Source organism: Haliscomenobacter sp. (genome assembly GCF_033763495.1).
Classification (GTDB): domain Bacteria; phylum Bacteroidota; class Bacteroidia; order Chitinophagales; family Saprospiraceae; genus Haliscomenobacter.
This window is the reverse complement of record NZ_JANRKL010000009.1, coordinates 1-11,862: the sequence shown is the minus strand read 5'-3', so window position 1 is coordinate 11,862 and position 11,862 is coordinate 1. Positions and strand designations below refer to the sequence as shown.

Sequence of the window (11,862 nt, the reverse complement as noted above, 5' to 3'; positions counted from 1 at the left end):
GTTTCTTTCATACGGTCACTGAGCGAAGTTGAAGTGCCGGATGAAAGAAACCCGGAGCTTGGAAACCCTGGAATCTCAATTATTTAAGCAGGCCGAAAATCATCAGATCGACCCATTCACCACTTACGCGGCGGTATTCTGCCCGCAAATCTCCTTCGCGCAGGAAACCAACTTTACGGGCCAAGCGTTGCATGGCAAAGTTGTCGCTTTCGGTACGCAGGATTAATTTATTGAGTTGCAATTGGTAAAACACAAAATGAATCACCTTTTGCATTACTTCTGTCATAATGCCTTTTTGGTGGCGCGATTTGTCCAAAAAAAGGTACAATTCCCCCTTGGATAAAGTCCAATCGATATCAGCAATACGGACCAATCCTATCGGCACGGCTGAGTCTTTGTCCCAAATCCCCAGGCAATATTCGCTTTGATTGAGCCAATCTGCCAATTTTTGGCGCACAAAAAATTCAATATTGTCTTGATTAGGGATTTGGTCCACGACTGGCGGATAACGACTTTCGAGTTGGTCTATATTGTCCTGAAAGAGTTTGAAGTAATTCTGCCCATCGTTTTCACGAAAACGCCGAACCACAGTACGATGAGTAATCAATGCCGTTTCAACCGAAAGTAGATGCTGAAGCATAGGTTTATGTTTAACAACCTGCTCGAGTGTAAATGGATGTAAGCAGGTGAATACGCGGGTGTAAAAATAAAGATTTCTTGCATCGCAAATTATGTATTTTTGCACCCACGCCGCAAAAGTCTTATGAGAGAGCAATACACCAGAAGGTTTCGTCTCAAACTTAACCAGTTATTCTGGATCATCATCTGGTGGACCCTGTTGGGCGCCCTGGACGCGCTGGGGGCCTACTCGCTCTCAGCGGGCTGGTCGGTGCGTGATGCGGGTGAAGTTCGATTTGTATTGTTCAATACCCTTTCCGCGTTTTTTTCCAGCATTGTTTCCGGTGGTTTTTTGGTGTTTTTCCTGAGGGATCGCTTTACGATGAAGTCATTTGGCTTTGCACTCCTGATTTCCAGTTTTGTGATTTCAGTGCTCAATTTTGGCGTCTTTTTACTAACCCATGGGGTGTTGTTGAGCATTCGTTATGGCCAGAATGGACTCGATCCTGAGGTTTTGGCGCGCAGCACCAGCTTGTTCGACCGCCCTTTTTATGTCAAAATTCTCATCTTCTGGTCGATTGTGGCCTTTATCACCACGATTGCGCTCCACGTCAATGAAAAATATGGTCAGGGTGTACTCATCAAAATGTTACTGGGACATTACCACCGCCCCCGGGAGGAGGAGCGGATTTTTATGTTTGTGGACATTAAAGGTTCTACGGCCATTGCCGAGCAGTTGGGGCACGTGCAGTTTTTTAATTTTCTGAACGATTTTTTTCGCGACGTCACCAACCCCATTGTAGATACTGCCGGGGAAATTTACCAGTACGTGGGTGATGAGATCGTCGTTTCCTGGAATATGCAGGACGGACTCAAAAACGCCCAATGTATCCGTTGTTTTTTCCGCATGCAGGAGTTGATGCTGCGGCGTTCCGGTTTTTATCGGGACAAATATGGGGTTGCCCCAGAGTTCAAAGCAGGACTACACTGCGGAGTGGTCACCACGGGTGAAATTGGTGTGATTAAAAAAGATATTGTTTTTTCGGGTGATACCATGAATACCACGGCCCGCATCCAGGCGGTGTGCAACAAGTTTCGGGTGCGCATGCTGCTGAGCAAAAATCTGCTGGAACTGCTGGATTTGCCGCCGCTGCAGTACCATCCAAAACGGGTAGGGGTGTTTGAATTGAAGGGGAAAAAGCAGTTGGTGGTGTTGTATACCTTTGAGGAGGCAATGGAGCCGAGGTATGTGGGGGATGGGGGGATTTCGGCGACGTGATACACATCACTCCTCCCAAGCCTTATTCTCATGCACATACTTCCGGTTCTTCAAACACTTCATCGCCTGCGTTAGGCCCTGCACCGTCATGGGGAACATGCGTTTGCCCGACCACTCTCGAATCACATTCACCGACTCGTAAAAATCCCACTCGTAATCAGGAATGGGGTTGATCCAAACCAGGTGTTTGAAATGGTCACTCAGGCGTTTGAGCCAGTTGATGCCGGGCTCGTCGTTGGAGTGCTCCACACTGCCACCCCGGTAAAAAATCTCGTAAGTAGACATGGCTGCGTCGCCGACCAACACCAGTTTATAGTCGCTGTTGAACTTATGGATCAATTCCAGGGTTGGAATTTTTTCCCGAAAACGTCGCTTGTTGTCCTTCCACACCGATTCGTACACACAGTTGTGGAAGTAATAAAATTCCAGGTGTTTGAACTCCCATTTGGCGGCAGAGAACAACTGTTCACACAATTCAATGTGGTCGTCCATGGAGCCACCCACGTCCATGAGGAGGAGCACCTTGACCCGATTTTGTTTGGAAGGATGCATGGCAATGTCCAACAAACCCGCATTTTCAGAAGTTTTGCGGATGGTGCCATCCAGGTCCAGTTCAGTCGGAATACCTTCCCGGGTGAGGATACGCAGGCGTTTGAGGATGAGTTTGATGTTGCGGGTATTCAGTTCTACACGATCGTCGAGGTTTTTAAAAGCCCGTTCATCCCAGACCTTGATGGCCGTGCGGTTGCCTGCGGATTCTTTGCCGATGCGAACACCTTCCGGGTTGTAGCCCTGATTGCCAAAGGGAGAAGTCCCTCCGGTACCAATCCAGCGATTGCCATTTTGGTGGCGTTCCTTTTGTTGTTCGAGCAGTTCTTTGAGGCGATCCATCAGGGCATCGAGGCCCCCCAGTTTTTCGATGGCGGCTTTTTCTTCATCGCTCAGGTTGCGCAGCCACTGTTTTTCGAGCCAATCAGCCGGGATTTCGGTAGCCAGTAAGGCTTGAGCGAGATTGTCGATACCGCGAAAAAACTGACTAAACAGCAGGTCGAAACGGTCGAGGTGCGCCTCTTGTTTGACCAGAATGGCTTTGCTCAGGGCATAAAAATCCTCGATGGAATAGGTGCCAATTTCTTTTTGCAATGCCTCCAGCAGGGCCAGGTACTCGTGTAAGCTGACCGGAATGCCGTGTTTGCGCAATGCATAAAAGAAACTTAGGAACATAGACTAATGGTTTTCTTTTTGGCCACAAAGACTCAAAGACACCAAAGTTATGCTATTGGACATTTTTGTATTCTAGAAGCGAAGGACATGAATTGCCACGTGCTTTAGCTCGTGGATCGGGATTGCCTTTCTTAATGGGCTTTAGCCCTAGCCTTAATTTTGAAGCTAGGGCTAAAGCCCAAATATGAGGGTGTTCCTGTGCCCCCAGGCTGAAGCCTGGGGCTATTCATGCCCTCCGAGCAAAATGTCTAGCAGTATGAACCATGGCCTAATTTTTAGCATTTCACAGTTTAGTGCCTTGGTGTCTTTGTGGCTAAAAATAACGAATAGTTTTTTCCAAAAACAGATTATTTGCCCAAGAACCCAAAAAAGACCTTAATTTCAACCCGTATTTTTTTGCTTTTAATTTTAGTTACAATGACAAACAAACAAAGAACATTCACGCTCCTGGCGGCTTTGTGCTTCGCATTGAGCATGCATGGCCAAACTGGCAATGGCAAACAACCCATCTCTCAGCCCTTGGTGTCCCACATTTTTACGGCGGATCCATCTGCACATGTGTTCAAAGGGCGCATTTTCATTTACCCTTCGCACGACATCGATGCGGCGGTAAAAGAAGACGATGACGGTGGGCATTTCGCGATGCGCGACTACCACATTTTATCCATGAAAAAAATGGGGAGTAAAGTGACCGACCACGGGGTTGCGCTAGACATCAAAGACATTCCCTGGGCCGGACGCCAACTTTGGGCACCCGATGCTACCTTCAAGGATGGAATGTATTACCTCTACTTTCCAGTCAAGGACAAACAGGATGTGTTCCGCATTGGGGTAGCCACCAGCAAAAAACCGGAAGGACCCTTCAAAGCCGAACCAGAGCCTATCAAAGGAGCGTACAGCATTGATCCTACTGTATTCAAGGACGATGATGGCAGCTATTACCTCTACTTTGGCGGCATTTGGGGTGGCCAACTGCAACGTTGGAACAACAACCAATACGATCCCAAGGGGGCCCTGCGCAAAGGCAACGAAACCGCCATCCTGCCCCGGGTAGCCAAACTCAGTGCCGACCTGAAGAGCTTCTCTGAAGAAGTGAAAGAGGTGAAAATTGTGGACAAAGACGGCAAACTTTTCCTGGAAAGCAACAACGACAAACGTTTCTTTGAAGCCGCCTGGATGCACAAGTACAATGGCAAATACTACTTCTCCTACTCCACCGGAGATACCCACAATTTGTGCTACGCCATTGGCGACAATCCTTACGGCCCCTTCACTTACCAGGGCATTGTACTCAAACCCGTGCAAGGCTGGACCAACCACCACTCGATTGTAGAATACCAGGGCAAATGGTACTTGTTCTACCACGATGTTCAAATTTCGGGCAAAACCCACTTGCGCAACGTCAAGGTAACTGAGCTGAAATACAATCCAGATGGCACCATCCAGACGATCGATGCCTACAAGTAGGTGGACGCTGCTGGTGTTTTTGTTGGGCTGTAGTCTGGTCAGTTTTGCCCAAATCCGCCTACCTCGCCTCATCAGCGATGGCATGGTGTTGCAAAGGGAGCAAAACCTGAAAATCTGGGGTTGGGCTGCCCCTCAGGAAAACATTAGTCTCCGCTTCAAAGACAAAAACTACCGCAGCAAAGCCGATCAGCAAGGCAATTGGAGCATCACCCTGCCGCCGCAAGCCGCAGGTGGACCTTTTGAGCTGAGTCTCAAGGGCAGCAATGAACTGATCGTTCGAGATGTTTACTTTGGCGATGTGTGGATTTGTGCGGGGCAATCGAACATGGTTTTGCCCATGGAGCGGGTAAAAGAGCGCTACATGGCGGATATTGAACAAGCCAATTATCCAGCCATCCGCAATTTTTTCATCCCGACACTGACCAACGTACAAGGCCCACAAGCGGATTTGCCAAGTGGAAAATGGGAAGTAGCTACCCCACAAAACGTGATGAGTTTTGGGGCAGCATCCTATTTTTTTGCAAAAACCATCTACGACAAGTACAAGGTTCCCATTGGTCTGATCAATGCAAGTGTGGGGGGAACCCCCATCGAAGCCTGGATCAGCGAAGCGGGTTTGCAAGCCTTTCCCGATTTGTTGGCGACCATCCAACAAAACAAGGATACCAGCTACGTCAATGGCCTCAACCGCAAAGCACGGCAAGGGAATGTACCTCGCCCTAGTGCGGACAAAGGTATGTTGGAGCCAGTAAAATGGTTCGATCCCGCCTACACCCCCAAAAACTGGCGCAACATCAATGTACCCGGCTATTGGGAGGATCAGGGCATCAAAGACCTGAATGGCGTGGTTTGGTACCGCAAGGAAATTGAAGTACCTGCGGCCATGTGTGGGGTGCCTGCCAAGTTGTTTCTGGGGCGGATTGTCGATGCGGACTTTGCTTATGTCAACGGACAAGCAGTGGGCAACATCACCTACCAGTACCCGCCGCGGCGCTACACTATCCCCGCAGGAGTGCTCAAACCAGGCAAAAACCTGCTGGTGGTACGCGTGGTCAATCAGGCAGGTAAAGGTGGTTTTGTACCTGACAAACCTTACTTCCTCAGCGCCAATGGCCAGAATATTGACCTCAAGGGGGATTGGTCGTACAAAGTGGGGGATGTGTTTCCACCCTTTGCAGGAGCTCCTCCGGGCGGCATCACCTTGCAGAATCAACCCAGTGCCTTGTTCAATGCCATGGCCGCGCCGCTGGTCAACCACGCAGCCAAAGGATTTTTGTGGTACCAAGGGGAAACCAATGCAGGCAATCCAAAGCCTTACTACCAACTATTGCCCGCCCTGATCCAGGATTGGCGCAAGCAGTGGAAACAGGGAGATTTGCCCTTCATCACGGTGCAACTGGCCAATTTTATGGAGGTCAATTACCTGCCTTCGGAGAGCAATTGGGCCGTTTTGCGCGATGCACAGTTCAAGTCGCTGGCAGTACCTAATACGGGCTTGGCCGTGGCAATCGACCTGGGTGAATGGAACGACATCCACCCCCTGAACAAAAAGGATGTGGGCATACGCATGGCTTTGGCTGCGCAACGACTTGCTTATGGGGATCTAAATGTTGTCCATTCTGGACCACAATACGAACGTTACCAGATTGAGGGGGATAAAATTCGCTTGTATTTCAAACACACCGGAACGGGCATGATCAGCAAGGATGGCGAGCCATTGGCTTGTTTTGCCATCGCTGGGGCGGACAAACGTTTTGTGTGGGCCAAGGCAGAAATACAGACGGATCAGACGATCCTGGTGTCCAACGCGCAGGTGCCACAACCGATGTATGTCAGGTATGCCTGGGCGGATAATCCCGCTGATGCGAATTTGTACAATCGGGAGGGTTTGCCAGCGTCGCCTTTCCGTACGGATGAGTGAATTGGTTTTTTCCACAAAGCGGAATCAGCTTGAATGAGTAAAATTGGCTAAAGCGGTATTTTTTTACCGCAGAGTTCCACGGAGTACACGCAGAGTTTCGCAGAGTGAAAGCCACCTGCGGTGGAGAGAGTTATTAGAGTCGGCAGCATGGGAAATTGTTATTTAACGCTAGAGTATAGTAGGCGTTCCTTGACTACCTGCCTCAGCCGCCGCAGGTGGCCTTCACTCTTTTGAACTCCTTTTGTTTTTGAAACCTCTGTGAAACTCTGCGTGTACTCCGTGGAACTCTGCGGTAAAAAAATGCCGCTTTGGTCTTCTTGAAAAACCCGAGACGTTTCTTGTTTTGGCTTAATCTCTTTAAATCAAGATTACAATGAAAAACATAACTTTTTATATACTCCTTTTGATCCTAAGTGGTCATACCTCCTTTGCGCAACCCACCAAAGGCCTCAAAGATTATTACAAAAAGTACTTCCCCATTGGGGTAGCCGTCGCCCCCCGCATGATGGACGACGCCGCTGAATCTGGCCTTATTCTGGCTCAATTCAACAGCATGACGCCTGAAAACGCCATGAAAATGGGGCCCATCCACCCCGAAGAAAATCGCTACAATTGGGCACCTGCGGATAAAATCGCCGATTTTGCGGTGAAAAATGGCATCAAACTGCGTGGTCATACCCTGTGCTGGCACAGTCAGACGCCAAACTGGTTTTTTAAAGACGCCTCGGGTGCCACAGTCAGCAAGGAAGTGTTGCTGGCACGTCTTAAGCAACATATTTTCGACGTGGTAAGCCGCTACAAGGGTAAAATTTATGCCTGGGACGTGGTCAATGAAGCAGTGCCTGATGCTGGACCGGACATCTACCGGAAGTCACCTTTTTATGAAATCATCGGGCCAGAATACATCGAAAAGGCCTTTCAATGGGCTCATGAGGCTGACCCCAAAGCGGTGCTGTTTTACAACGATTACAATACCGAAAATGCCTCCAAACGCGACCGCATTTACCAATTGGTGAAAGGACTGAAAGACAAAGGAGTGCCCATTCACGGAGTTGGATTGCAAGGGCACTGGGCGCTTACAGAGCCGACTGCAGAGGAATTGGAAACTTCGATCACCAAGTTCGCCAGCCTGAAGTTAAAGGTACAGGTCACGGAATTGGATGTGTCGGTGCACCCCAAAGAGCACGAGCGCAGAACGGAAGCTTTCACTGGCAAAGTAGAATACACGGCGGAGATGGAAGCAAAACAGGTTGCCCAATACAAAATGCTCTTCGAGGTATTGCGCAAACACCGCAAGTCCATCACTGGGGTGACTTTTTGGAATTTATCCGATAAGTCCACCTGGTTGGACAACTTCCCGGTGCGGGGCCGTAAGGATTATCCGCTACTTTTTGATGCGAATTATCAGCCTAAGAAGGCATTTTTCGCAGTAACCAAGTGGTAAAAACTGGTTATTTTTTGCCCCAAATTGCTCAGCCATGAAAAAGCTCATCAATTTGGGGCTCTTTTTTAGTTTTTTCCTCTGTTATCTTGAATGGGGCGGTGGCCAGTCGATCTTCATCGCGCAAACTGCTTACGAGTTGGTATTTGTTCAGGGATTATCCCGGGATACCTTGTTTCATCCGGTCATCTTGTCTTCTATACTTGGTTTGTTGGTACTCTTGTATGCGGTAGTGGTGAACAAGCCTAATCGCTGGGTGAATGTGCTGGGCGTGGTCTTGTTGTCGGTGGTGGTGTTTATCTTCTTTTTGGCAGGGGCCTTGTCCGGGAATGTACGGATGATTGGGTCGAATTTGCCGTTTTTGGTGTTGGCGGGGGTGTTTTTTAGGCTTATCTTGAGGGAGAAACAAAATAAGGTTAAATCCTGATGGCATTTAAAAGCTTCCTCTTTTTACTCGGGCTATTCTTAGTGGTGTCACTTAACAGCTGCGATGTTTTTACTAAAACCCTTTGCGGCGAGGTTCAAGGGCGACAGAAAGTATTTATTGATTCGGTAAATGCCGTTTATGAAGATCGCTTTGTGCTCAGTCAAGTACCTTGTTATCCAGGGTATTTGAGGGCTGATTTAAAAACAAATATTGAATCAAAAGATTTGGACAGTCTTGAAATAGCCTATAATAGATTGTTTGGATTTGCTGAATTATTGGTTTATGATCAGGATAAAAATTTGATTAGAGGGAGTACGGGGTCGATGTGAATTGGGGTCTACAGGATGATTACGACCTGGAAGAATCGGGAAATTTATTGGAAAATGAATTAATGGAGATCCCAAAGGCCGCCAAAAATGTGGCGTAAGATGATAGTCAACTCGTGATTTTTCGCCAAAAACGACTTTTTTGCCTTGTTTTGGCGGAAAATGAGCATCATTTCCTGCCAAAAATGACTTTTTCACCCTGTTTTGGCAGAAAATAAGCTCCATTCTTTTCCAAAACCTATCCTCCAACCTCCACCTCTGCCTCAATCTCCACCAAACAGCCCGTCGCGACCAACTTCGCTTCAACCAGCGTATTCGCCGGATGGATTCCCGCAAAACGTTGTCCATGGGCGCGGGCAACGGGCTCCCAATCGCTGAGGTTGTGTACAAATACCCGCGTGCGGATCACATCCTCCATGGTTCCACCCAGAGCGTTGATGGCCGCTTCGATTTTATCCAATACAAAATGGGTTTGTGCGGCGGGGTCGGTTCCGCCAATCAGTTTATCTCGGTGTGCTGAGGTTGTACCAGAAACGGAGATGCGGTTTCCCCGGCGGATGGCCCGACTATACCCAGCGATGCTTTCCCAGGGCGTGCCACTGAATACCTGCATACTTCCATTGGCGCCGGCTTGTGGCGTGTAAGGACTGGGGAGGTCTTGTAAGTGGTGGCTCAAATCACCAGATGCGGTCAGGAAAGGTGGCTTGCGGTATTCATCCCCACAATCACCAGGCACCGGATCGAGCTTCGACTGTGCCTCGCGAATCAAGCGCAGGTCGGTTTCATCGAGTGCAAACGAAAACAGTTTTGCCGTTTCTTCCAGGTGCGCACTTTGCCCCATGCGGGCGCCGATGATGATGCCACCTACCTCGGGTTGTTCCAGAATATATTTACCTGCAATGGTGGCAATGGAAACCCCATGTTTCTGGGCGACCTGATGCACTACGGTCAACAATTGTTGAAACCTGGCCCAGCCCCCGGTCGTATCGATGAAACGTTTGTATTTCATTTGCGACCAGGTTGCGCCAGTTTCTAGGGATGGTTCAGGTTGATTGAGCCATTTTTCTGAAAAAAAACCACCTGCCAGCACACCAAAGGCGAGGATTTTCACGCCATATTCCCGGCAAACCTCCGTCATTTCACGGGATGCCCGGCCATCCAGCAAGGAAAAACAAACCTGATTGGAGACAATCGGAATCCCGGTAGCACAGGCCATGCGTACATGGGCAGCATCAAAATTGGTCAAGCCCAGGTGTTTGATCAAACCTTCTTCTTGCAGTTCTTGCAGCCAGAACAGCTGATCCAGCCAAACCGGATCCGGGTAGTGCCAACAGTGGTACTGCAACAGATCTATCGATGCTACCTGCAACCGATCCAGGGAAAGTTGGATGGCTGCGCGGGTTTCTGCTTTGCTTGATTTACCGGGTTTTGGCACCCATTTGGTACACAATTGTGCCTGTTTCCCCAAGGGATGTTGGCGCTGGAATGTTCCGGCAATCACTTCAGCGGACCCGTAATGATCGGCCATATCGAAGGTGGTCAATCCGGCTTCCACATAGGGCGCCATGGCCTCGGCGGTAGCCAGCGGGTCTAAGGTAGTACCTTCTTTTTCCATGTCGGCAATCTGCCATAGACCGGTAAGTACCCGGGAGATGTGAAGCTCAGGAGCAAGTTGGATCTTAGGAATCATGGTTGGTCATTGATAAGGGTTCTCGGGGTTCGCCCGGAAAAAAAGGTGATGTATCCCCAATATAAGGAGGCAAGTGCCATGACAATCCCCCAAATCGGGGTAGAATGAAAATACCAGGCGTCTACCCTTGCGTTCAGGTCTTTATAGGTATGAATCGCCAGAAAAAAGGCAATCACCAGGGCTCCTGCCCAGCCGATGATTTTGCGCTGGATCGGGTTTTTAACCCTTTTGATTTGGGAAGCCAGGGCTGGGTTTACCCGATCAATACTGATTAGGGCGACACAAATCAGCAAGAAATTTACCATCATGGAGGTGACCATAATGTCAATGCCCAAAAAGAAATCGCCCGCAAAATGGCTACCCAGAATACCGACCGTTGCTACTCCCCCACTGATGAGTATAGCCACGTAGGGCGTTTGATGCAGGGGGTGCAAAGTAGTAATTGCTTTGGGAAAGATGCCGTCTTCTGACCAGGCAAAGAGCAAACGGGACACGGAAAGCAACATGGCTGGCAAATCATTGGTCAGCGCAACGGCAGCTCCGGCTACAATCGCCACCGATAAACCGGAGGGCAGCAGGTAACTCAACATCCCCGGGGCACTAATGTCTTTGGTTTGCGCCTCGTCAGCTACATATGACCAGGGAATGGCATGGTATACCGCCCCCGTGAAAAGCAAATAATAAATCCCCACCACGAGAATGGTCAGGGCAATGGCCAGTGGCAGGTTTCGATCCGGGTTTTTCGCCTCTCCTCCAGCCTGGGCAATGCTTTCAAACCCGATAAAACTGGCAAACATCAGCGAGGACGCCGAAAGGAAGGTCAACAAATCAAAAGAAGGATTGATATTTAGATCGAATGTTCGGCCTTCTTTTTGTTCCAAAGCCAATAAAAAATCCTGTTGTGAAAAACTGAACCCGGCAATGATGACGATACTCCCCAGCAAAAACATCAGCAGCATCAACGGGATAATCGTACGCTCATAAAATTTTCCGCCCCGAATATTCACCCAGGCAAAAAACCAAAGCAAAGCAAGCGCGAGTCCAACCCGAACAAAGCCAGTTTCCAGGGCTTTTGCTCCGCTTGCCCAGTTCATGGTCAAGGCGATGTCGCGAAAAAAAGGAATGATCATGTACGCCACTACCCCGATGACAATGGAAAGTCCAAACCACTGTGAAAAGCTGGCTACAAACCCCAGATAGGTATTCACCCCCCGGCTTACGTAATGGTAGCTGCCTCCCGCGCGCGGCATGGCCGTTGCCAAAAGACCATAGGCCATTGCTGCCAACAAGGCGGGTAAGGCCGCAAACATGAACGCAGGCAATACAAAGGGGCCAATCCCAGGTACATTGCGCTGGATCATAAAAGGCATGATGTTAATGGAGGCCCCAATCATTGAACATGCGCCGGTGGCGATCAAGCCCATTAACCCAAGTTTGCGGCTTAGGGGGGTATTGGTCATGTGTTTTTT

Annotated in this window: 10 protein-coding genes; 6 read left to right on the top strand and 4 right to left on the bottom strand. The window is 49.1% G+C overall.

The window, feature by feature from the left end:
• Positions 1–79: 79 nt before the first annotated feature.
• Positions 80–640: a GNAT family protein gene (locus SFV55_RS00690; RefSeq protein ID WP_320027516.1), complete on the bottom strand. Its 561-nt coding sequence runs from the start codon at positions 638–640 to the stop codon at positions 80–82.
• A gap of 123 nt (positions 641–763) precedes the next feature.
• Between SFV55_RS00690 and SFV55_RS00685 the strand changes: the two genes are divergently transcribed.
• On the top strand, positions 764–1,897 hold the full coding sequence (locus tag SFV55_RS00685; protein WP_320027515.1) for an adenylate/guanylate cyclase domain-containing protein: 1,134 nt from the start codon (positions 764–766) through the stop codon (positions 1,895–1,897).
• 6 nt (positions 1,898–1,903) lie between these two features.
• Here SFV55_RS00685 and SFV55_RS00680 read toward each other — a convergent pair whose 3' ends face one another.
• Positions 1,904–3,121 (bottom strand): vWA domain-containing protein, encoded by a 1,218-nt coding sequence (locus SFV55_RS00680; RefSeq protein ID WP_320027514.1) that lies wholly within the window; start codon positions 3,119–3,121, stop codon positions 1,904–1,906.
• Between the two features lie 474 nt (positions 3,122–3,595).
• Between SFV55_RS00680 and SFV55_RS00675 the strand changes: the two genes are divergently transcribed.
• The 5 genes from SFV55_RS00675 to SFV55_RS00655 all read left to right on the top strand — a co-directional run bounded on the left by SFV55_RS00675 (position 3,596) and on the right by SFV55_RS00655 (position 8,706).
• Positions 3,596–4,588: a glycoside hydrolase family 43 protein gene (locus SFV55_RS00675; RefSeq protein ID WP_413776675.1), complete on the top strand. Its 993-nt coding sequence runs from the start codon at positions 3,596–3,598 to the stop codon at positions 4,586–4,588.
• Complete coding sequence (locus SFV55_RS00670) at positions 4,575–6,509, top strand: sialate O-acetylesterase (protein ID WP_320027512.1); 1,935 nt, start codon at positions 4,575–4,577, stop codon at positions 6,507–6,509. The genes SFV55_RS00675 and SFV55_RS00670 overlap by 14 nt, the downstream gene beginning before the upstream one ends.
• A 373-nt stretch (positions 6,510–6,882) precedes the next feature.
• On the top strand, positions 6,883–7,953 hold the full coding sequence (locus SFV55_RS00665; RefSeq protein WP_320027511.1) for an endo-1,4-beta-xylanase: 1,071 nt from the start codon (positions 6,883–6,885) through the stop codon (positions 7,951–7,953).
• A gap of 34 nt (positions 7,954–7,987) precedes the next feature.
• Positions 7,988–8,377, top strand: a complete 390-nt coding sequence (locus tag SFV55_RS00660; RefSeq protein ID WP_320027510.1) for a hypothetical protein — start codon at positions 7,988–7,990, stop codon at positions 8,375–8,377.
• Positions 8,377–8,706, top strand: a complete 330-nt coding sequence (locus SFV55_RS00655; protein ID WP_320027509.1) for a hypothetical protein — start codon at positions 8,377–8,379, stop codon at positions 8,704–8,706. Before SFV55_RS00660 ends, SFV55_RS00655 begins: the two co-directional genes overlap by 1 nt.
• 235 nt (positions 8,707–8,941) lie before the next feature.
• Here SFV55_RS00655 and SFV55_RS00650 read toward each other — a convergent pair whose 3' ends face one another.
• Positions 8,942–10,393 (bottom strand): aldo/keto reductase, encoded by a 1,452-nt coding sequence (locus SFV55_RS00650; protein WP_320027508.1) that lies wholly within the window; start codon positions 10,391–10,393, stop codon positions 8,942–8,944.
• A partial coding sequence (locus SFV55_RS00645; RefSeq protein ID WP_320027507.1) for an APC family permease occupies positions 10,390–11,862 on the bottom strand: 1,473 nt, incomplete at its 5' end. The genes SFV55_RS00650 and SFV55_RS00645, both read right to left, overlap by 4 nt.